18 protein-coding genes and 1 pseudogene are annotated in these 22,208 nt (G+C 48.5%); 13 read left to right on the forward strand and 6 right to left on the reverse strand.

The features are described from left to right. Positions 1–27: 27 nt before the first annotated feature. Positions 28–738 (reverse strand): SIMPL domain-containing protein, encoded by a 711-nt coding sequence (locus tag AC2T15_RS00645; protein WP_053100925.1) that lies wholly within the window; start codon positions 736–738, stop codon positions 28–30. A gap of 117 nt (positions 739–855) precedes the next feature. On the opposite strand from AC2T15_RS00645, the gene AC2T15_RS00650 reads away from it, so the two are divergent. From AC2T15_RS00650 to AC2T15_RS00680, 7 genes are all read left to right on the forward strand, one after another. Next, positions 856–2,112, forward strand: a complete 1,257-nt coding sequence (locus AC2T15_RS00650; protein WP_486778483.1) for an ATP-binding protein — start codon at positions 856–858, stop codon at positions 2,110–2,112. A gap of 41 nt (positions 2,113–2,153) precedes the next feature. Then, positions 2,154–2,714, forward strand: coding sequence for a response regulator transcription factor (locus AC2T15_RS00655; RefSeq protein ID WP_053106049.1), 561 nt, complete (start codon positions 2,154–2,156; stop codon positions 2,712–2,714). A gap of 3 nt (positions 2,715–2,717) precedes the next feature. Continuing rightward, positions 2,718–4,001 (forward strand): lipid IV(A) 3-deoxy-D-manno-octulosonic acid transferase, encoded by a 1,284-nt coding sequence (waaA, locus tag AC2T15_RS00660; protein ID WP_486779054.1) that lies wholly within the window; start codon positions 2,718–2,720, stop codon positions 3,999–4,001. Positions 4,002–4,096: 95 nt separating this feature from the next. Then, positions 4,097–4,657: a LemA family protein gene (locus AC2T15_RS00665; protein ID WP_486778484.1), complete on the forward strand. Its 561-nt coding sequence runs from the start codon at positions 4,097–4,099 to the stop codon at positions 4,655–4,657. A 62-nt stretch (positions 4,658–4,719) separates the two neighbouring features. Next, positions 4,720–5,673, forward strand: a complete 954-nt coding sequence (htpX, locus tag AC2T15_RS00670) for a zinc metalloprotease HtpX (RefSeq protein ID WP_486778485.1) — start codon at positions 4,720–4,722, stop codon at positions 5,671–5,673. A gap of 25 nt (positions 5,674–5,698) precedes the next feature. After that, the gene (locus tag AC2T15_RS00675; protein WP_286594128.1) at positions 5,699–6,583 is read left to right on the forward strand and encodes a sugar nucleotide-binding protein; all 885 of its coding nucleotides are present in this window, start codon (positions 5,699–5,701) and stop codon (positions 6,581–6,583) included. Then, on the forward strand, positions 6,576–7,508 hold the full coding sequence (locus tag AC2T15_RS00680) for an NAD-dependent epimerase/dehydratase family protein (RefSeq protein WP_286594129.1): 933 nt from the start codon (positions 6,576–6,578) through the stop codon (positions 7,506–7,508). Before AC2T15_RS00675 ends, AC2T15_RS00680 begins: the two co-directional genes overlap by 8 nt. Before the next feature lie 66 nt (positions 7,509–7,574). On the opposite strand, the gene AC2T15_RS00685 is transcribed toward AC2T15_RS00680, so the two are convergent. After that, on the reverse strand, positions 7,575–8,255 hold the full coding sequence (locus AC2T15_RS00685) for an OmpW/AlkL family protein (protein ID WP_286594130.1): 681 nt from the start codon (positions 8,253–8,255) through the stop codon (positions 7,575–7,577). Between the two features lie 270 nt (positions 8,256–8,525). Here AC2T15_RS00685 and AC2T15_RS00690 point away from each other — a divergent pair, with 270 nt between their 5' ends. Both AC2T15_RS00690 and dtd read left to right on the forward strand, forming a co-directional pair. Next, entirely contained in the window at positions 8,526–9,539 is a 1,014-nt protein-coding gene (locus tag AC2T15_RS00690) for a class 1 fructose-bisphosphatase (RefSeq protein WP_053105036.1), read from the forward strand. A gap of 83 nt (positions 9,540–9,622) precedes the next feature. After that, positions 9,623–10,060 (forward strand): D-aminoacyl-tRNA deacylase, encoded by a 438-nt coding sequence (dtd, locus tag AC2T15_RS00695; RefSeq protein WP_286639191.1) that lies wholly within the window; start codon positions 9,623–9,625, stop codon positions 10,058–10,060. A gap of 80 nt (positions 10,061–10,140) precedes the next feature. Here dtd and glyA read toward each other — a convergent pair whose 3' ends face one another. Continuing rightward, entirely contained in the window at positions 10,141–11,394 is a 1,254-nt protein-coding gene (gene glyA, locus AC2T15_RS00700; protein ID WP_053100935.1) for a serine hydroxymethyltransferase, read from the reverse strand. Between the two features lie 257 nt (positions 11,395–11,651). Here glyA and ettA point away from each other — a divergent pair, with 257 nt between their 5' ends. Continuing rightward, positions 11,652–13,316 carry an energy-dependent translational throttle protein EttA gene (gene ettA, locus AC2T15_RS00705; protein WP_053100936.1) on the forward strand — a complete coding sequence of 555 codons (1,665 nt, stop codon included), beginning with the start codon at positions 11,652–11,654 and terminating at the stop codon, positions 13,314–13,316. A gap of 216 nt (positions 13,317–13,532) precedes the next feature. After that, positions 13,533–14,981 carry an NADP-dependent succinate-semialdehyde dehydrogenase gene (gabD, locus tag AC2T15_RS00710; protein ID WP_486779055.1) on the forward strand — a complete coding sequence of 483 codons (1,449 nt, stop codon included), beginning with the start codon at positions 13,533–13,535 and terminating at the stop codon, positions 14,979–14,981. Positions 14,982–15,071: 90 nt separating this feature from the next. Here the strand turns inward: gabD and gshA are convergent, their stop codons facing one another. Together gshA and AC2T15_RS00720 are read right to left on the reverse strand one after the other, a co-directional pair. After that, entirely contained in the window at positions 15,072–16,640 is a 1,569-nt protein-coding gene (gene gshA, locus AC2T15_RS00715) for a glutamate--cysteine ligase (protein WP_486778486.1), read from the reverse strand. 235 nt (positions 16,641–16,875) lie between these two features. Then, positions 16,876–19,069: pseudogene (locus AC2T15_RS00720) on the reverse strand (Tex family protein); the annotation flags it as partial. A gap of 180 nt (positions 19,070–19,249) precedes the next feature. Here AC2T15_RS00720 and ompR point away from each other — a divergent pair. Further along, on the forward strand, positions 19,250–19,969 hold the full coding sequence (gene ompR / locus AC2T15_RS00725; protein ID WP_053100938.1) for an osmolarity response regulator transcription factor OmpR: 720 nt from the start codon (positions 19,250–19,252) through the stop codon (positions 19,967–19,969). Then, the gene (locus AC2T15_RS00730) at positions 19,970–21,298 is read left to right on the forward strand and encodes an ATP-binding protein (protein ID WP_053100939.1); all 1,329 of its coding nucleotides are present in this window, start codon (positions 19,970–19,972) and stop codon (positions 21,296–21,298) included. On the opposite strand, the gene AC2T15_RS00735 is transcribed toward AC2T15_RS00730, so the two are convergent. Further along, positions 21,287–22,204, reverse strand: a complete 918-nt coding sequence (locus tag AC2T15_RS00735) for a zinc ABC transporter substrate-binding protein (RefSeq protein WP_486778487.1) — start codon at positions 22,202–22,204, stop codon at positions 21,287–21,289. The genes AC2T15_RS00730 and AC2T15_RS00735 overlap by 12 nt on opposite strands. Positions 22,205–22,208: the final 4 nt, after the last annotated feature.

Here is a 22,208-nt window from a genome sequence, read left to right on the forward strand (position 1 = left end):
GCCCATTAGGGCGAGTGCCAGAGAAGGTTATTGCACCTCAATCACCCCATCGGCAGACAGCGTTACTTGGGCATTGCCGCCTTCTACTTGAGGAATATCAGCTGCCTCTCTCATGGCATATTTAGCACTGGCAGCGCGCATATACATCGGTGGCGTTGGGAAGTTGCTGGTGTTCAAGTTTAAGTTCACCACTTTATAAGACTTGCCACCCAAAGCATCGGTGGCAATTTTGGCCCGGGCTTTAAACGCGCTAATCGCTTCGGCTAGTAACTTATCTTCGTGTTCGCGGCGGGTTTCTGGGGCAATTGCAAACTGCATACCACCCATTTTTAACTCTTTTAACAGTTCACCAGTGAGTTGCGAGAGGGCGGTGAAGTCTTTACTTTCTAAACGAACTTCACCGCGTTCTTGCCAAGCGGTAATTTCTTGATTCTTTTCACCGTAAACTGGGTAACTATTACGATTACCCATACTGATCTTAATGCCTTCTACTTTACGAGCACTGGTCACTGCTTGGTTTAATTGCGCGGTGACTTTTTCGGCAATAACGTTTGGTTCTGCGCCGCGCTCCTCGCTATATAGGGTGACTGACATCAGATCGTGGGGCACCTCGGTGCTGGCTTCGGCACGCAGTGAAACCTGATTAAAGCGCGGTTCGGCTGCTTGGGCGGAATTTAGCAATAAACTGCCCGCCACTAACAGCGGGGTTAAAAGTAACGGCTTAAGCACAGAAGACATAGGTAAACTCCAAAATTAATCAGCCCAATGACTGTTAAACTACAGGTTGAGTTCCATAGTAAGCCAAGCCGCTACCGTACTGGCTCGCTTTTTGTAAGGATAAATTTAAGGAAAACTATGCTTGCCCCTGCCCAACTGTTTTCTGCTAGCCAGCAAAATTTATGGCGCTTAGCGATTATTCGCATGGTGGTGTTGGTCGCCCAAGGCGCTACCTTATGGATTGCCTACGCCTCGGAGTTAATTCATTTAGATTGGATGCAGCTAATAGGGTTGTTGGTACTGTCGTTTATGGCCATTTTGCTCACGCTATTACGGTTGCGTTTGTCATGGCCGGTGACGGAGTTTGAGTTTGCCGTGCAATTGGGTTTCGATATTTTTATCCATAGTGCCTTGCTGTATTACACCGGTGGGTCAACCAATCCCTTTGTGGCCTATTATTTAGTGCCGCTAACCATTGCTGCTGCAACCTTATCTTGGATGTACTCGCTGATTTTGGGCGGCTTAGCGTTAACCGGTTATACCGCGCTATTAATTTGGTTTCATCCATTACACATGGTGGGTGAAAAGTACGGCATTAATCTGATTTCTTTGCACCTGTTTGGTATGTGGCTGAATTTTGCGTTATCGGCGGTTTTTATTATCTTTTTTGTGGTGAAGATGGCTGGCGCGGTGCGCAATCAAGATTTATTGCAAGCGGTGCGTCGTGAAGAAGCCATGCGTGATCAGCAGTTATTAGCGGTAGCTACCCAAGCGGCAGGTGCTGCGCATGAATTAGGTACTCCGTTATCGACCATGAGTGTGTTGCTGGCAGAGCTGGAACAAAGCTATCGCGAGGATCGTTTGTTACATGAAGACGTTAAGTTATTACAGGGCCAAGTTAAGTTATGCCGCGAAACCTTACAGCAATTGGTGCGGGCCTCAGAAGCGGATCGCAATCATAAAACCGAGTGGCAGCCGATTACCCAGTGGATGAAAAAATCCTTGGATCGCTGGCATCTGATGCGCCCTGAGGCTACTTACAGCTATCAAGTGTTAAGCCGTGAGAATGAGCCAAGTAAACAGATTCCGGCAGATGTGACGCAAGCACTATTAAATGTTCTGAATAATGCTGCAGATGCCTGCCCAGATAATTTGATTATTACCCTGGAGTGGAGCCAAGAATGGATCAGCGTCAAGATTAAAGATCATGGCAGCGGAGTGCCCTTAGCCATTGCTGAGCAACTGGGTAAGCCCTTTATTACTACTAAGGGTAAAGGCTTTGGTTTGGGCTTGTTTTTAACTCAAGCCAGCGTCAACCGAGCAGGGGGCACGGTAAAGCTTTATAATCATGCAACGGGTGGGACCTTAGCCGAGTTGCGCTTACCTTGCGCTTAAGCATGTCGATAATTAATCGCCCGCTCGAATAGGAGTACGCAATGACTGATGACGCTATATTTGATAGCACCGAGCAGCCCCATTTACTGCTAGTAGATGATGATGAAACCTTTACCCATGTTATGGCTCGCGCGATGACGCGCCGTGGCTTGCGGGTATCGGTGGCTGCCAATGCCGATGATGGTTTACAGATCGCAAAGCACGATTTGCCTAATCTAGCGGTGCTTGATCTGAAAATGGAGGGTGATTCTGGCTTGGTCTTGCTGCCAAAATTACTCGAGTTAGATGCTGAAATGCGTGTGCTGATTTTAACCGGTTACTCCAGCATTGCTACGGCAGTCGAGGCGATTAAGCGCGGGGCCTGTAATTATCTGTGTAAGCCTGCCGACGCCAATGATGTATTGGCTGCCTTGCTATCAGATAAAGCCGATGTGGAAACCTTGGTTCCAGAAAATCCTATGTCAGTGGATCGCATCCAATGGGAGCATATTCAGCGGGTTTTAGCCGAGCATGAGGGCAATATTTCTGCCACGGCACGGGCACTGGGTATGCATCGCCGGACTTTGCAGCGTAAATTACAAAAACGTCCGGTGCAGCGCTAAATGATGAATCGCACACTGTATAGCATCTTGCTGTATTTGGCCGTGCCGTTTATTTGGTTGCGCTTACAGTTTCGTGCGCGCCAAGCACCGGCCTATCGACAGCGGATTGCCGAGCGTTTTGCATTAAAAAAGTTAGCCTTTAAGCCAGGTGGTATTTGGTTGCATGCGGTGTCAGTGGGTGAAAGCATTGCCGCAGCACCGGTAATTAAGCAGTTGCAGCAGTTATATCCGCAGTTACCTATCACCTTAACCTGCATGACGCCCACCGGTTCCGAGCGGATTCAAGCCTTGTTTGGTGATTCGGTGCAGCACTGTTACTTACCCTACGATTTGCCCTGTGCGGCTAAGCGCTTTTTAAATCAAGTGCAGCCTAAACTGGCCATCGTGATGGAAACCGAGCTGTGGCCTAACCATATTCATCAGTGTTATTTGCGCTCCATTCCCGTGGTATTGGCCAATGCGCGTTTATCTGCCCGCTCGGCCAAAGGCTATGCCAAGTTTCAGCGCTTAACGGCACCTATGCTGGCTGAACTATCTGGCATTGCGGTGCAAAGCCAAGCCGAAGCTGAGCGCTTTTTACAATTGGGTGCTCAACCTGCCGCGGTACAGGTGACCGGATCGATTAAGTTTGATTTAAGCGTGGCCCCTGAATTACTAAAATCTGCAGCGCAGTTAGCGGATACATGGCACTTAGCATCACGTTTTGTCTGGGTTGCAGGGAGTACCCATGCCGGTGAGGATGAGCTAATTTTACAGGCCCATCAGCAGTTGCTGCAGCAGGTGCCTGAGGCGTTGCTGATTTTAGTGCCACGTCATCCCGAGCGTTTTAATCAGGTGGCGCAGCTGATAGAGCAGCAGGGGCTGCGTAGTATGCGGCGCTCGCAGCAGCGTGCATTACAGGCGGCGGATCAAGTGTTGCTAGGCGATAGTATGGGCGAGCTGATGCTGTGGTACGCCGTAGCCGATGCCGCCTTTGTTGGCGGGACCTGGGTGGACAATGGCGGGCATAATTTTTTAGAACCTGCAGCACTGGCTAAACCCATTGCCGCGGGCCCTTCGCGCTTTAACTTCTTAGAGATTGCCGAGCAATTGCAACAGGCGGGCGCCTTAACTTTAGTGAGTACGCCAAGAGCGCTGGCTGAACAACTGCTGGGTTGGCAGCAGTCCGAGGCGTTGTGTCAGCAACAAGGGCAGGCTGGAATTAAGGTGTTGCAACAAAACCAAGGGGCTTTGGCGCAATTAATCGGGCTGCTCCAGCAGCAGCTGGAGAAAGCCGGGTCGCCGTAGGTCTAAGTGTGGATTGTTTTACCCCGCGCGTATCGTTGGGCTAGCACTTCGGGTTAAACTGCAGGCTAAGTCATTCATGTAAAAGGATTGAAACTATGAAATTTTTAGTGGTGTTGATTGCCTTAGCAGCGCTGGTGTTTTATCTGTATAACCGCGTAGTTACCTTGCGTGAAGCGGTGATTTCCAGTGAAACTGCGATTTCAGTGCAGTTGGATCGACGGGGTAAGGTGTTTGATAGTTTGCTGGCTACGGTAAAAAAATACTTAAGTCATGAGTCTGAAGTTTTTACTAAAATTACCGAACTACGTGCTCAAGCTCAGTCAACTAATCCAAGCGAAGCCAAAGCTGCTGAGCAAGAGTTATCTAAAGTGGTCTCTAGTGGGGCGATTAATGTCGCGGTGGAAAACTACCCCGAATTAAAGTCAGCAGAGATTATGACTAATCTGCAAGAAGAAATTGTTTCTACCGAGAACAAACTGTCTTTTGCGAAAACAGGCTATAACAACTCGTTAGAAAAATTCCGCGCTTACATTGCTTCGTTTCCGGCTTTATTTATTGTGAAGTTTTTTCCTTCATTGAATCTAGATAAAGACTACTGGCGCTTAGATGAAACCGCGATTAAGCAAGAAGAAGAGCGCCGTATTAGCTTTGATTAATCCTGTACTGAATAACGCCCTAAGTCACTGTTAGCCAGCACTTAGGGCCAAAGGAGTTAATCATGGATTTTCGAGAAATTATTCGTCGTAATAATCAGCGCACTAAGTTAGTTATTGCTAGCTATATGCTGATTATGGCGCTGGTGGGGCTGTTGGTAGATACGGTATTAAATGCTAACCCTTATTGGGGATTAGCGGAAAACCTATGGGCCTTTGCTAGTTTTCAACAAATGCCTTACGCCACCTTGTTGATTTTAGCGCTGACAGTACTCGGGATTATTGCCATTCATTTTTGGGGGCATAAGATGATGCTCACCGGGATGAATGCCAGAGAAATTTCACCTGCTGCTGAGTTATCCCGCGGCGAGCGGCAGCTATTAAATATCGTGGAAGAGCTCAGCCTAGCCGCGGCGTTAGGCTATATCCCTAAGCTCTATATTCTAGCCACCCCTGAACCCAATGCCTTTGCGGCCGGATGGTCATCGAAAAACGCGATTCTCGGGGTTACCCAAGGCTTACTGGATCAGTTAAATCGGCAAGAAGTACAGGCAGTAATGGCCCATGAAGTGGGGCATATTGTGCATGGCGACTCAAAACTTACGCTGTATGTAGGTATTTTAGCCAATGTTATTTTGACGATCACTAACATCTTTAGTCAGCTATTTTTTGTTGCCCGTGGTGAGCGTAATCAGGCGGCCAATAAAGCGCGGATGATTTTAATGCTGCTGAACTTGGTCTTGCCGGTGATTACTCAGGTGCTGTATTTATATCTCTCCCGGACACGTGAGTATATGGCGGATGCGGCAGCAGTGCAGCTCACCCAAGATAATCAAGCGATGATCAGCGCCTTGCGTAAAATTTCTGGCCAACATCAGCAGCATCAGTATGAGCATGACAGTACTGGGCAAGCCTATCGCAGTGCAGCCTATATTTATAACAAAGGGGATTCGTTATTTTCCACGCATCCCAGTATTGAAAACCGAATTGCCGCTTTAGAAGGACGACGGCCGCAATAGTCCACGAGTTAAATAAGGAGTCACTATGCGTTTGCGTTTAATTTTACTCGGTGGCGGTAATGCGCTGGGTAAGGCCTTAATGCATTTAGGGGCGGAAGATGATATTGCCTTTGTGGCTCCGATAGCGCCAGAGGGCGACTGGTGCGCGCAAAGTTTGCAAGCGCTATTTGCTGAAGTACAGCCTGATTTAGTGCTGAATTTGGCGTATTACTACGACTGGTTTCAGGCGGGTGCGGTTAACCCTGCAACTTTTCCACCGCAAGAGCAGGTGCTGCGCTTACTGGCTGAGCGCTGTGCAAAGGATCAGGTGACTTTAATTCAACCCTCCAGCTACCGCGTGTTTGATGGCGCGAGGGCCACGGCCTATTCAGAAAAAGAAGAGTGCCAGCCGTTAAGTCCCCGTGGTCAAGCTTTGATGCGTATGGAGCAGGTGGTTCGTGAAACCTGCGAACAGCATATTATTCTGCGCTTGGGCTGGGTGCTTGATGATAATCCTCAAGGCTTATTAGGCCGTGTGTTACAGCGTGCGCAAGATCATCAACTGATTGAAATGGCCGATGATCGACGCGGTAATCCGACACCGATTGCTGATGTGGCTAGGGTCTTGATGGCGATCTTAAAGCAGTTAGATTGTGGCGCGGCACTGTGGGGGACTTATCACTACGGTGGGCAAGAGGCAGCGACCAGCTTAGCGGTGGGCAAAGCTATTTTAGCCGAGGCTAAACAATGGCGCCCCCAACTCTCCGAAGAGGTTATTGCCCAGCCCCACGCGTATTTCTCCGACGCCACAATTGAGCCGCAGCATGGCGTGTTAGATAACCGTAAAATTACTTATACCTTCGGCATTAAGCCACGCGCTTGGCGGGCAGGCTTAGCTGAACTTTTGGATAGCTATTATCGTAATGTCTAAATTAACTATTTTGGTCACCGGTGGCGCTGGCTTCATTGGCTCGCACTTAGTGGATAGCCTGTTAGCTCAAGGGCATCAGGTACGGGTGTTGGATAACTTTTCAACGGGTAAGTTAAGTAACTTACCACGTAGTGAGCGCTTAACCGTTATTGAAGGTGATATTGCTGATGCAGAGCTAGTAGCTAGCTGTGTTGCAGGCTGTGATGCCGTGGCGCATTTGGCTGCAGTGGCTTCGGTGCAGGCTTCGGTTGAACAGCCTTTAGCCACGCACCAAAGTAACTTTATTGGCACCTTAAATGTCTGCGAGGCCATGCGCCAGCATCAAGTTAAGCGGGTGATATTTGCTTCTAGCGCAGCGGTATATGGTAATAACGGTGAAGGTGAGGCGATTAGCGAAAGTTTAGCCAAACAGCCCCTTACACCTTATGCCAGTGATAAATTAGCCAGTGAATATTATTTAGAGTTTTATCAGCGCGAGCACCAACTAGAGCCGGTTATCTTTCGCTTCTTTAATATTTATGGCCCACGCCAAGATCCTTCCTCGCCTTATTCTGGAGTCATTAGCATCTTCACTGAGCGAGCTAAGCAGCAGTTGCCGATTACCGTATTTGGTGACGGCGAGCAAACCCGTGACTTTGTGTTTGTCAGTGATCTGGTGAAAATTTTGCAGGCAGCACTTGAGGTGGATGCAATCCCAAGTGGTGGGGCGATTAACGTTGGGCTAGGCGGCTCGGTGAGCCTGAATCAATTACTGCAAGGGATCGAACAGGCCTTACAACAGCCCCTGAGTGTTAGTTATGGCTCAGCTAGAGCAGGGGATATTAAGCATTCACTAGCCAATAATCAGCGCCTTCAGCATTACTTCCCCCTCACCCAGCCCGTCTCAATTGAGCAAGGCTTGGCTGAGTTGTTGAAGGGCTCATAACAATTAAACTCAGCATAAAAAAATAGGCGCATCATGCGCCTATTTTTAATAGCTAAGAAATTAATCTTAGAATTTGTAACCTAGGCCTACCATGTACACGAGAGGCTCTACGTTTACGTTAACTTTTGCACGGTTACCATTGTAGTTAACATAAGCTTTGGTATCGATATCAATATAGCGTACCTGGCCGTTTAGCATCAGGTTATCAGTTAGCATATAGTCAGCACCTAACTGTGCCGCCCAACCCCAAGAGTTCTGAACACGTAAGTTGTTAAAGCCGTTACCTTTAGCGGTACTGCCTACCTTTTCGTCAAAGAACCAAGTGTAGTTAATACCTAAACCTGCATAGGGCTGGAATTTGTTGCCTGATGCCATGGGATACAGTACAGCGCTTAAGGTTGGTGGTAAGTGCTTTAAGCTACCGAGATTGTGATCACCTAGTGCAGTGCCTTTGATTGCAACGTCGTGCTTGAAAGGGGTTGCAGCGAGCAATTCAATACCTACGTGATCAGTCACCATGTAGGCAAAGTTTAAACCAAGCTGAGTATCATTATCTAAAGTGGCTTTACCACCTAAGTTAGCACCTGCTAATGCACCACGGTCTACTTTGACTGAAGAGGTATTTTCTTTAGTTTGAACGGTTACTGCACCCGCACGAACGATGATGTCACCTGCCTGGTGGGCGTATGCAGCGGGGGCTGCTACTGCAAGCGCTAGTAATGAGGCTGCAAAAACGGATTTACGCATAATAAACTCCAATAAAACGAGTACAAATAACTAAATAATTACAACGTTAATCGTATTGTGCGGCACATCTTAGCTCAATGTCTTGATCTTGCTCAAATTTTCAACAGCTAGCAGGAACTTTAAACCCGTAAGCAGAAGTTGATTTAGCTAGGTGGCAGATTCAGCTACAATAGTCAGCATCATCTTTTTCTGATCAAACATGCTGTTTGAGCTTAATTAATAGGGTGCAGCTGATCGGCTGTGCTCGTTGCTGTAGCCCTTGGAGCTAATATGTCCCGTACCAGCCTTAGTCGTTTTCTTATCGAGCAAACCCGCTCGCACCAAACCCCTGCCGAATTACGCTTTTTAATTGAAGTGGTGGCCCGCGCCTGCAAAATGATCAGCCACCAAGTTTCTAAAGGTGCCTTAGGTGGGGTGCTTGGTAGCATGGGTACGGAAAACGTACAGGGTGAAGTACAGAAAAAATTAGATGTACTGTCTAACGAAATTTTACTCGAAGCCAACGAATGGGGTGGACACTTAGCTGCCATGGCTTCTGAAGAAATGGAAAAGGCTTACCAGATTCCAGGTCAGTACCCTAAAGGTTCTTACCTATTGGTGTTTGACCCGTTAGATGGTTCAAGCAACATTGATGTTAACGTCTCGGTAGGGACTATTTTCTCCGTATTGCGCTGCCCTGATCGCAATGGTGATACCGGTGATCTTGGGGAAGATGCCTTCTTGCAAGCAGGTACTGAGCAAGTGGCTGCGGGTTATGCAATTTACGGCCCACAAACTATGCTGATTTTAACGCTCGGCAGTGGGGTGATTGGTTTTACCCTAGACTCTGAAATGGGTTCATTTGTTTTAACCCACGAGAATATGCGCATTCCTGAAACCACCGCTGAATTTGCGATTAATATGTCAAACCAGCGTCATTGGGAAGCACCAGTGAAGCGCTATGTGGATGAAATGCTAGCAGGTACCGAAGGTCCGCTAGAGAAAAACTACAACATGCGTTGGATTGCTTCGATGGTTGCTGATGTACATCGTATCCTGACCCGCGGCGGAGTCTTCATGTATCCAAAAGATAATCGTGATCCAAGCATGCCGGGTAAGTTGCGCTTAATGTACGAAGCCAATCCGATGTCGTTTATCGTAGAGCAAGCCGGCGGTGTTTCAACCGACGGAGTGCAGCGTATTATGGATATTCAGCCAACTTCGCTGCACCAGCGCGTACCTGTATTCCTAGGCTCTAAAGAAGAAGTTGAGCGGGTCACGGGTTATCATCACGAAGTCAAATAATCGTTTTTCGATTAATAAGGCAGCCGTAGCGGCTGCCTTTTTTATGGGTTTTTATCCGGATTCATAGGTATAAGGTTTAGCTAATGAAAGCATTGATTCAGCGTGTTAGCCGCGCCAGGGTTGAAGTAGAGCAACAGACTATCGGGCAAATTGAGCAAGGCTTATTAGTACTCGTCGGGATTGAGCCCCAGGATACGCCGGCATCTGTGGCTAAGATGCTGCATAAGTTATTGAATTACCGCGTGTTTGCTGATGCCGAGGATAAAATGAATCTATCCTTAAAAGATATTCAGGGTGGTTTATTATTGGTTTCCCAATTTACTTTGGCAGCTAATACGAAAAGTGGGCTGCGTCCTAGCTTTACTACCGCTGCGCCACCTGCCTTAGGGGAAGAGCTGTTTGATTTGTTAGTTAAGCAAGCAAAACAACAGCACGCGATAGTGCAAACCGGTCAATTTGGGGCGGATATGCAAGTTAGCTTAACTAACGATGGGCCTGTTACATTTTTACTCGAAGTGTAAGCGCTTGCTGTAATTTATTAGCGAGCAACAAAAACGCCGCTGACATTGAGCGGCGTTTTTGCTTAGCGAAGCAGTAGAGCTTAGTTACCGTATACCGGTAATTTGGCGCAGATTGCTTTCACTTTTTCGCGTACTTCAGCGATCACTTGCTCGTTTTCGATATCAGCTAAAATATCGCAGATCCAAGTTGCAAGGTCACGGCACTCAGCTTCTTTGAAGCCACGGGTGGTTACTGCTGGGGTACCAATACGTAAGCCAGAAGTAACGAAAGGTGAACGTGGGTCATTCGGCACGGAGTTTTTGTTAACGGTGATGTTTGCGCGGCCTAGAGCAGCATCGGCATCTTTACCGGTAATGTCTTGCTTGATCAGGGATAACAAGAACAGGTGGTTTTCAGTACCGCCAGACACCACATCAAAGCCACGCTCAACAAAAACTTGAGCCATGGTTTGTGCGTTCTTTACTACCTGCTGTTGGTAGGCTTTAAACTCAGGCTGTAATGCTTCTTTAAAACAGATAGCTTTACCAGCAATGACGTGCTCTAACGGGCCGCCTTGGCTGCCTGGGAATACCGCTGAGTTTAATTTTTTCTCAAGCTCAGGGTTAGCTTTAGCTAAAATTAAACCGCCACGTGGACCGCGTAAGGTTTTGTGGGTAGTGGTGGTTACCACGTCCGCAAAGGGGACTGGGTTGGGGTAGATGCCAGCAGCAACTAAACCAGCAACGTGCGCCATATCGACAAACAGGTAGGCACCTACTTTGTCCGCAATTTCACGGAAGCGGGCAAAATCTAACACCTGAGAATAAGCTGAGAAGCCGGCTACGATCATTTTTGGCTTATGTTCAACCGCTAAGCGCTCAATTTCGTCGTAGTCGATGAAACCTTCATCGGTGATGCCGTACTGCACCGCATTGTACAGTTTGCCTGAAGAGCTCACTGAAGCACCGTGGGTTAAGTGACCACCGTGGGCTAAGCTCATACCTAAAATAGTATCGCCCGCTTCTAATAATGCTAGGTAAACAGCAGAGTTAGCTTGTGAACCTGCATGGGGCTGTACGTTAGCGTAGTCGGCGCCGAATAGCTCTTTAGCGCGATCAATGGCTAATTGCTCGATCACATCAACGTGTTCACAACCGCCGTAATAGCGCTTGCCTGGATAACCTTCAGCGTACTTGTTGGTCAGCACAGAACCTTGCGCTTCCATCACTGCTGGGCTGGTGTAGTTTTCTGAAGCAATAAGCTCAATGTGCTCTTCTTGGCGTTGGGCTTCTTTCTCCATCGCCTCGAACAGTTCGGCGTCAAAACGAGCAATAGTTAAATCACGGCTGAACATAACAGTCCCCTGAGAATTAGCTGGGCGGAATAAATTTAAGCGCTGATTCTACCCTAAGTTGCTTCAAGGCGCACATGAATCAGGGTCACTTGTTGCATAAGAAAAGCTCAGTCTGGAGAAAAGCTGCTACAGAATTAAGAAACAGCGTAAAATACGCCTGATTGTTATTTGCCCAAGTGCCGAGTTTCAGGTAGCTTGCCTGCAAAATCCTCAGGTTTAGCCTGAGCTTTATGGTTGTTTAATTAGCTAGGTATTTCATGTCTCAATACGTGTTTACAATGCACCGCCTAAGTAAAGTGGTGCCGCCCAAGCGCGAGATTTTAAAAGATATTTCGTTGTCCTTTTTCCCTGGGGCAAAAATTGGGGTTTTAGGTTTAAACGGTGCGGGTAAGTCTACTTTACTGCGCATTATGGCCGGTGTGGATAAAGAGTTTGATGGCGAAGCTCGTCCGATGCCAGGAATTAAAATTGGCTACTTGCCCCAAGAGCCGCAGTTAGACCCAAGCAAAACCGTACGAGAAATCGTTGAAGAAGCGGTGGATGAAATTAAGCAGGCCCAGGCGCGCTTGGACGAGGTGTACGCCGCTTATGCCGAGCCCGATGCCGATTTTGATGCATTAGCCACCGAGCAAGCAAAATTAGAGGCAATTTTACAAACCGCCGATGGCCATAACCTTGAGCGCCAATTAGAAGTGGCAGCAGATGCCCTTCGCTTGCCGGCGTGGGACGCCAAGGTTGAGCATTTATCGGGTGGTGAAAAGCGCCGCGTTGCCCTGTGCCGTTTATTGCTCTCAGCGCCTGATATGTTACTGCTAGATGAGCCAACTAACCACTTGGATGCTGACTCGGTTGCGTGGCTTGAGCGCTTCTTGCATGATTTCCAAGGCACTGTGGTGGCGATTACCCACGACCGTTACTTCTTAGATAACGTAGCTGGTTGGATTTTAGAGCTAGACCGGGGTCAGGGTATTCCATTTGAGGGTAACTATTCCCAGTGGCTTGAAGCTAAAGCTAACCGTTTAGAGCAAGAAGCGAAGCAAGAGCTAAGCCACAACAAAGCGATGAAAGCGGAGTTAGAGTGGGTGCGCCAAGGGGCTAAAGGCCGCCAGTCTAAATCCAAGGCACGTTTAGCGCGTTTTGAAGAAATGCAGTCGCAAGAGTTCCAAAAGCGTAGCGAAACCAACGAGATTTATATCCCAGCGGGCCAACGCTTAGGCGATAAAGTGATTGAGTTTCATAACGTGCGCAAAGGCTTTGGCGATCGTATCCTGATTGATGATTTATCCTTTGCAGTGCCTAAAGGGGCGATTGTTGGGGTGATCGGTGGCAACGGCGCTGGTAAATCGACGCTGTTTCGTATGATTATGGGCGAACAACAGCCAGACTCCGGTGAAATCGTGATTGGTGAAACCGTTGAGTTGGCCAGTGTTGACCAGCACCGTGATCATTTAGATGGTAATAAAACGGTCTGGGAGCAAATCTCTGACGGTGCTGACATGATTAAAGTGGGTAACTATGAAGTACCTTCTCGCGGTTATGTGGGGCGCTTTAACTTTAAAGGTGCAGACCAACAGAAGTTTGTCAAAGACTTATCTGGTGGTGAGCGTGGTCGCTTGCATTTGGCGCTGACCCTCAAGCAAGGCGGCAACGTATTGCTGTTGGACGAACCTTCTAACGACTTAGACGTAGAAACTTTACGCGCACTAGAAGAAGCCTTACTGGACTTTGCTGGCTCTGCGATTGTGATTTCCCACGACCGTTGGTTCTTAGACCGAATTGCAACCCATATTCTGTCCTATGAAGATGATGGCCAGGTGGTGTTTTTCGAGGGTAACTACACCGAGTTTGAAGAAGATCGTAAAAAACGTCTCGGCGATGCAGCGCTACAACCGAAGCGCGTGCGTTATAAGCGTTTAGCTTAAGCTGTGCACTAGCCAAAAGCCCATCCTGAGTGATGGGCTTTTTGGTTTTGAGCATTCGAGGTTAGCTCTAGCACAAACTATTTATTCCCTGCTGAGTCTGCTATAGCGTAAATTAATCCTTTGTTTGAAAGGGCGTGAGCTACTTTCAAACCTTCAAACCTTCAAACCTTCAAGCCTTTTATCCCTGCCGAGGAACCTGCGATGTCGATTCAATCTATACAATTACAAGATATGCAGTTATTTCGCCAGCAAGCCTTTATTAATGGCCAGTGGTGTGATGCACAGTCAAAACAGTTTATTGATGTACATAATCCAGCCACCCAAGAATTGCTCGGCAGTGTGCCGAAATTAGGGGCGGCAGAAACCCAGCAGGCAATTCAGGCCGCAGAGCAGGCGTTGCCAGCTTGGCGGGCACTAACGGCCAAGCAGCGCGGAGCCTATTTACGGGCGTGGTTTGAGCTGATAATGGCCAATCAAGACGACTTAGCGCGGCTGATGACGCTCGAGCAGGGTAAGCCGTTGGCTGAAGCTAAAGGTGAAATTGCCTACGCTGCTTCTTTTATTGAGTGGTTTGCCGAAGAAGCGAAGCGAGTTTATGGTGATATTATTCCTGCGCCGCAAACCGATCAGCGGTTACTGGTGATTAAACAGCCTATTGGTGTGACTGCGGCCATTACGCCATGGAATTTCCCAGCAGCTATGATTACCCGTAAAGCAGGGCCGGCTTTGGCTGCAGGTTGCACCATGGTGCTTAAACCTGCTTCACAAACTCCTTACTCGGCTTTAGCGTTAGCTGAGTTAGCTCAGCGTGCTGGGATTCCAAAGGGTGTGTTTAATGTGGTGACGGGCTCGGCAGGAGAAATTGGCCAAGTTTTAACCAGTAGTCCTAGTGTGCGTAAATTATCCTTTACCGGCTCGACTGATGTTGGTCGCCAGTTAATGGCAGAATGTGCGGCTGATATTAAAAAGGTGTCACTGGAATTAGGCGGCAATGCGCCCTTCATTGTCTTTGCTGATGCTGACATTGAGGCAGCAGTGGCGGGCGCGGTGCAATCGAAGTATCGCAATAATGGTCAAACCTGTGTTTGTACTAACCGTTTCTATATTCATGAGGCGGTATACGATGAGTTCGCTGAGAAATTTGCCCAAGCAGTCAGCCAGTTACAGGTAGGTAATGGTTTAGCTGAAGGAGTGAACTTAGGGCCACTGATTGATCAGCAAGCCGTGGCTAAAGTGCAGGAACATATTGCCGATGCGACGGCTAAGGGCGCTAAGATTGTATTAGGTGGTCAGTCCCATACGTTAGGCGGTAGTTTTTTTGAACCAACCATTTTAACGGAAGTGCCAGTGACGGCGCTGGTAGCTAAGGATGAAACCTTCGGTCCCTTAGCGCCATTATTTCGCTTTAGTGACGAGGCTGAGGTGATTCGGGCAGCAAATGACACTGAGTTTGGCTTAGCGGCTTATTTTTATAGTCAGAATCTTAGTCAAATTATGCGAGTTGGTGATGCGTTAGAGTACGGCATGGTAGGCGTGAATACCGGACTCATTTCGAATGAAGTGGCTCCCTTTGGAGGAGTTAAAGCCTCTGGCTTAGGTCGTGAGGGTTCTAAATACGGTATTGAAGATTATTTAGAGATTAAGTACCTGTGCTTAAAAATCTAAAGCGCTGTGTGACTGTAAGCATCTAACAAAAAACCCAAAAAGTGCGGCTGCTTTTTGGGTTTTTCTTTGTCTACTCCACGCTAGCAAGATTTAAGGTAGTGAAACCTTGGCTAGATATTCAGCAAACGGCAGTTGTGGTTGCTGTTCGATGGCCTGTTGTTCAGCAATTGATTGACTGGCTAGTTGTTGGTAATAAGCCAGCTGCTCAGCGGTTAATGGCTTAGCGGCCAACGCTTGGGCATGGCGCAAACTTTGGGCGAGGGCAAACTCACTAAAGCTTTGCTGCTCGGCGCGCATGCTGGCCAATACTTGAGCAGAGGGCGTGAGCTCAACATTGAGCAGCTTTTGGTAGTTGCTGCTAAGTGCGTCACTGTGCTGGTTAGTGTTATAGGCTTTATCTAGCAACTCAGCCGTAGCTTGCATGCCATCAAATAGCTCTTTAGCCCAGTCTTGCAGACTAACCGAGCCTGATTTGCGGGTTAGCATCAGGCCGGGTTTACGACCTTGTTTAACCACTTGCATAAAGTTTTCCGTGCACATCGGGCACTCGCCACCTTCTAAGCGAGGGCTGTCTTGCAGGGCACAGTACAGTAAAAACACATCTAAAAATCGAGCTTGCTCTAAATCGATACCAAGCATTAAAAATGGGTTGATATCAATACAGCGTGCCTCGACATACTGAATCCCTCTGGCTTCTAAAGCCTCGACTGGGCGCTCATTACCTTGTGTAATGCGTTTGGGACGAATGATTGAGTAGTACTCATTTTCAATCTGCAAAATATTGGTATTGAGCTGGCGCCATTCACCATTGGCTTGCTCGGTGCCAAAGGCGGCGTAAGGCGGATAAGGTGTAGCCACCGCTTTGCGGATACTTTGAATATAGCTGGACAGCTCGTTGTAGCAGGGAGTGAGGCTGGCCTGAGCATTACTTTGGTAGCCCAGATCACTCATGCGTAAACTGGTGGCGTAGGGCAAATACAGCGTATGCTCATCAAACCGCTCAAGGGAGTGCTGCATATGGCGCACAAAGCTGTTATCTATCGCAGGTGATGCACCAAATAAGTACATTAATAACCAGCTATAGCGGCGGAAATTACGAGTTAGCGCAATATAGCGAGCGGACTGATAATCTTGAGCGCTGCGCGGATCTTGATCATCTTCTTGCAAGATGCCCCACAGTGAATCAGGCAAGGAGTAATTGTAGTGAATGCCCGCAATGCACTGCATGGTTTTGCCATAGCGTACGGCTAATCCTTGGCGATAGACCCATTTAAACTGGCCAATATTTGATTCGCCGTAGTAAGCCACCGGAATTTCACTTTCATCAGGCAAAACCCCTGGCATTGAAGGAGCCCAGAGCACCTCATCGGCCAGTTGTGAAATGGTAAACCGATGAATTTCTTCTAGCTGCTCAAGGGTTTGCTGAGAGTCCGGTAAAGCGGCGGTAATAAATTCGAGTAATGGCTCGGCATAGTCGGTGGTGATTGAGCCGTGAGTCAGCGTTGCACCCAGTGCTTTAGGATGTGGTTGCTGCGATAGCTGCCCACTTTTATCGACTCGTAAACATTCACGCTCAATGCCATGTAAGCTTTGTTTGAGCTGAGCTAGGGAGTCGGGTTGGCCTAATAGGGCCAAGCGACGGTTATAAATTTCGCTCAAGTTCATTGTCCTCTTTGTTTGCACTAAGCGTTAAACTGCGAGCGCCGAAGCGACGCTCGTAAATAAAGACTCTCGTCCAAACCAAGGGTTCGTTAGTCTGAGAGCGCACTTAGAGTGCGTTATTTCTTTTTAAGCTGTTTGGCGTTGGCAAATAATGCCGCCATGCTACCTTGTTGCTGGCTGGCAGCGGTATTCTTTTTTGCCGTTGTGGCTTGCGGTGGTCGCTCGGTTCTGCGTTGGTTAGGTGCTGAACTTGCTCCCGGTTGATCGCTAAGACGCATAGACAGAGCAATACGTTTGCGCTCGATCTCTACTTCCATCACCTTCACTTGCACAATATCACCGGCTTTAACTAGGGTATGCGGATCTTTGACGAACTGCTCGGATAGGGCCGAAATATGCACTAAACCATCTTGGTGCACGCCAATATCGACAAAGGCGCCAAAGTTGGTGACGTTGGTGATTACGCCCTGCAAAATCATGCCAGGTACTAAATCTTTTAGCTCTTCAACGCCATCTTGAAACTCTGCGGTTTTAAATTCAGGGCGCGGGTCACGGCCAGGTTTATCCAGTTCGGCCAAAATATCTGTCACCGTTGGCAAGCCAAAGTGCTCATCGGTGAAGCGTTGAGGATCTAGGCTATGCAAAAATGCCGAGTCACCAATCAGTGAGCGAATATCGCGCCCAGTATCTTGGGCAATTTTCTTAACCAGAGGATAGGTTTCTGGGTGAACGCCTGAGCGATCGAGTGGATTGTTGCCGTCCATCACGCGTAGGAAGCCAGCCGATAGCTCAAAGGTTTTAGCGCCTAAACGGGGTACTTTTTTCAGCCCAGAACGATCAACAAAAGCACCATGCTCATCGCGATAGTTCACAATATTGTGGGCGAGGGTGCTGTTCAAACCAGAGACCCGCGTTAGCAGTGCCGCCGAGGCAGTGTTTACATCCACGCCTACTGAGTTTACACAGTCTTCTACGACCGCATCTAACGAGCGAGCTAATTGCACTTGGGAAACATCGTGCTGATATTGGCCAACGCCAATAGACTTGGGATCAATTTTGACTAGCTCGGCCAGAGGGTCTTGCAGGCGACGGGCAATGGACACCGCGCCGCGCAAAGAGACATCTAATTCGGGAAATTCCTTGGCTGCTAGTTCTGAGGCCGAGTACACCGAAGCACCAGCCTCACTGACGGTGATTTTTTTCATCTTCAGTTCAGGCAGCAATTTTAAAAGCTCGCCAGCCAGCTTATCGGTTTCACGGCTGGCGGTACCATTGCCAATCGCAATCAGTTCGACCGCATGTTTCTTGCACAGCTTTGCGAGTTCCGCTAAGGACTCCTGCCATTGCCGGCGTGGCTCATGGGGATAAATAGTTGTGGTAGCGAGCAGCTTACCGGTTTTATCCACTACCGCGACTTTACAGCCAGTACGAATACCTGGGTCTAGGCCTAAGGTGCAGCGTGGTCCAGCTGGGGCGGCGAGCAATAAATCATGCAGGTTGCGGGCGAATACATTAATTGCCTCGGTTTCTGCTTGTTCGCGCAACTCATTAAATAGATCGGTTTCTAGATGCGTGGCTAGCTTAATACGCCACGTCCAGCGCACCACTTCTGCCAGCCAAGCATCAGCCGGGCGCTCTTGATAGGTTATGCCAACCTGCTGAGCAACCATCACTTCACAGGGATGCATCGCACCGGGCACTTCATCGGGGAGTACTAGTTTAGCGGTTAAAATCCCTTCATTTCGTCCACGGAAAACAGCTAATGCACGGTGCGATGGCACCGACTTAAAGGGCTCTTGATGACTAAAGTAATCACTAAACTTGGCTCCTTCGTGTTCTTTACCGGTAATGACGCTGGCGCTAAACAACGCTTCTTGCTGTAAAAAAGCACGTAGCTGTGCCAGCAACTCAGCGTCTTCAGCAAAGCGCTCCATTAAAATATATTTAGCCCCTTCTAGCACCGCTTTACTGTCGGCAAAACCTTGCTCTGGGTTAATAAAACTGATTGCTTGTTGTTCAGGGTCTAGGTTGGGATCGTTAAATAGCTGATCCGCTAGCTCGCCAAGGCCTGCTTCTAGAGCAATTTGGCCTTTGGTGCGGCGTTTGGGCTTATAGGGTAAATATAGGTCTTCAAGGCGAGTTTTAGTGTCCGCTGTAGTAATCGCTGTACGTAACTCGGCGGTTAATTTTCCTTGCTCTTCAATGCTGCTTAAAATACTGCTGCGTCGTTCTTCGAGCTCACGTAGATAGCGTAGCCGTTCTTCTAAGTGACGCAGCTGGGTGTCATCTAGGCTATCGGTTACTTCTTTTCGGTAACGCGCAATAAAAGGGACGGTTGAGCCTTCATCCAGTAAAGCGATAGCTGCATTCACTTGTTGCGAGCGGACACCGAGCTCTTCGGCAATGCGGGAACTGATACGATCCATGAGTTACCTAATTGTCTGGAGTATGAATTAAATGAAATGGCTAATTATAGGACAAGCGTTGGCGCAAGGCATTGGATTCCTTAGAAAACCCTTAGCAGAGTGTAAAATTTGCTAACAATGCGTACTAACCTCCCTCTGCGGCTTAGTTCATAATAAACAGCAATTAAGAGAGGATGCACTATGAATAATGAAGCCGAAAAAATTTTGATTGTGGATGATGATGCCCGTTTACGTAATTTGTTAGAGCGCTTTTTAAATGAGCAAGGCTACCGTGCTCGCGCGGTAGAAAACACTGAACAGATGAATCGCCTATTGGCCCGTGAAGTGTTCAATTTAGTGGTGTTAGATTTGATGATGCCCGGTGAAGATGGTTTAACTGCTTGCCAACGCTTACGTCAGGAAAACAACCAAATTCCAATTATCATGCTGACTGCCAAAGGTGATGAAAGCAGCCGGATTCAAGGTTTAGAAATGGGCGCAGATGATTACTTAGCCAAGCCCTTTAATCCACGTGAGTTATTGGCGCGGATTAAAGCCGTGCTGCGTCGTCAAGTGGTGGCAGTGCCTGGGGCCCCAGGCAACAGTGAGCAGGTGGTGAGCTTTGGAGATTATCAACTGCATCTGGCCACCCGTGAATTGCAAAAAGGCAGTGAACTACAAATGCTTACCACCGGTGAGTTTGCAGTGCTTAAAGCCTTGGTTGAGCATCCACGGGAGCCGTTAACTCGAGATAAGCTGATGAGTTTAGCGCGCGGCCGAGAATGGGATGCGCTTGAGCGCTCAATTGATGTTCAGGTTTCAAGATTACGGCGCATGATTGAACCAGATCCAGCCAAGCCCCGTTATATTCAAACAGTATGGGGTGTGGGGTATGTATTTGTGCCGGATGGGCAGAAGTAAATGCGTTTGCCTTTTTGGTTTCCACAAAGTTTCTTTGCTCGCACCTTGTGGATGGTGCTGCTTACGGTTTTATTTTCTAAAGCCTTAACCTTGGTTTATCTGATGGTTAATGAAGATGTACTGGTGGACCGTCAGTACAGCCATGGGGCAGCACTCACCTTGCGTGCTTACTGGGCCGCAGCACCCAATGAGCGGCCGGTCATAGCTAAAGCCGCAGGGCTGCAGCGGGTACAGGAACAAGAGGTACCGCTAGGAGAAAAACACTGGCCCTATAGTGATATTTTCAGTGAGCAAATGCGCGCCGAGTTAGGTGAAGAAACCCAGGTGCGGATTCGTGCCCAAGCCCCTCCGGCGTTATGGGTGCATGCACCAGCACTGGGCCCTGATTGGGTGCGGGTACCGCTATATCCCCATCCTTTACGTGGGCAGCGGATGTGGAATTTGTTTGGCTGGTTTTTAGGTATCGGTTTGTTGTCCACAGGCGCGGCATGGATTTTTGTACGGCATTTGAGTTTACCGTTAAAGCGGTTAGTCCATGCGACTCGGCAACTAGGGCAGGGGCGCAGCGTACGTTTACCGGTAGCCCCTGAAACCGCTAGTGAAATGGCGGAGGTGTATCGAGCATTTAACCAGATGGCCGAAGACGTAGAGCAAGCGGGTCGTGAGCGCGAGCTGATGCTGGCTGGGGTTTCCCATGATTTGCGTACGCCACTGACGCGTTTGCGCCTATCGGTTGAGTTGTCTAATCAGCACTGTGAGTTTAAAGAGGACATGGTGCGGGATATTGAGGACATGGATGCCATTTTAGATCAGTTTTTAGCCTTTATTCGTGATGGCCGTGATGAACCGCTAGAAATGGGTAACTTGGTTGATCTGATTAAAGAAGTGGCAGCGACCTATAATCATACCGATGCCAGTCAAGAACCTTTGGTGCGTCTCTGTTTAGAGGAACTACCTGATGTGCCTTTGCGCCGGGTGTCGATCAAGCGATTACTGGTCAATTTAATTGAAAATGCGCTGCGTTATGGTGGCAGTGGAGTAGAGGTTGCCGCCTCCATTGAAGGCAATGAGTTAGCTCCCTATATTGCAGTCAGTGTGCTCGATCGTGGCGCTGGAATTCCAGCAGAGGAAATTGAAAGTATTTTCAATCCCTTTATTCGTGGCGATGCCGCGCGTGGTGGGCATGGCGCGGGCTTGGGTTTATCAATAGTTAAGCGCATTGCCCAGCAGCACGGCGGTTCAGTTGAACTAAACAACCGTGCAGGTGGTGGTTTAGAAGCTAAAGTCAGTCTGCCGATTGGCTTATTATTACCCCGGTCAATGGCTTAAACAGTCGGCTAGGGTAGTGCCTAGCTGTTCGATAAAGCGCACATAGCCATCAGCGGTGACAGGGATGTCAGTAGCGAGGGGATCCAGTGGCAGCAGAGTCACGGGTAGGTTGTGGGTCAGGCTAGCGGCTAGTTTTGGGGTCAGTGGTGTTTCGTAGAACAAGCAGCTGGCGCCGGCTTGTTCTAAAGTGTGGCGCGTTTGCTGTACGTGTTTAGCGCCAGCCTGTACTTCACTGGACAGGTTAAACACAGCTTGGTGCTGCAGTTGATAGCGTTGTTCAAGATAGTTGTATGCCTCGTGAAAGACAAAAAAAGGTTTAGGCTGCTGGATAGTTAAGCGCTGACTGAGCGTTTGTTCCAATTGTTGTAGCTGCTGACGGAAGCGCTCAAGATTCGCTTGATAGGTGGCAGCGTTGGTGGGATCCAGGGCGGAAAAATCATTAGCCATCTGTTCTGCAATACGCTGGGCATTGGCTGGATCTAACCAGAGGTGCGCATCTAAGCTGTGTTCATGCTCATGCTCATGCTCATGCTCATGCTCATGCTCATGCTCATGCTCATGGCTGTGTCCATCGGTAAAATGTAGCAGGGTTAACTGTGGCAGATCCTGCAGCGCAACTGAGAGCTGCTGACGCTGCTTGAGTAGCTTAGGTAAAAAATTCTCTAAATCAGGGCCAATCCAATAAAAAACGTCGGCCTGTTGTAGGCGGCGCAAATCAGAAGGGCGTAAAGTAAAAGCATGGGGTGAGGCACCCGGTGGTAGCAGAACCTCTACTTGATTGGCATCGCCTTGAATAGCGGTGGCAATTAATTGTAGCGGTTTGATACTGGTTAACACCTTTACTTCAGCTTGAGCGGAAGCAGCAGTTGCGGCTAGAACCACCGCGGAAAGAAAATTGCGCAGCATGATG

The sequence above is a fragment of the Thiopseudomonas sp. SA1F2-1K genome (assembly GCF_057443035.1).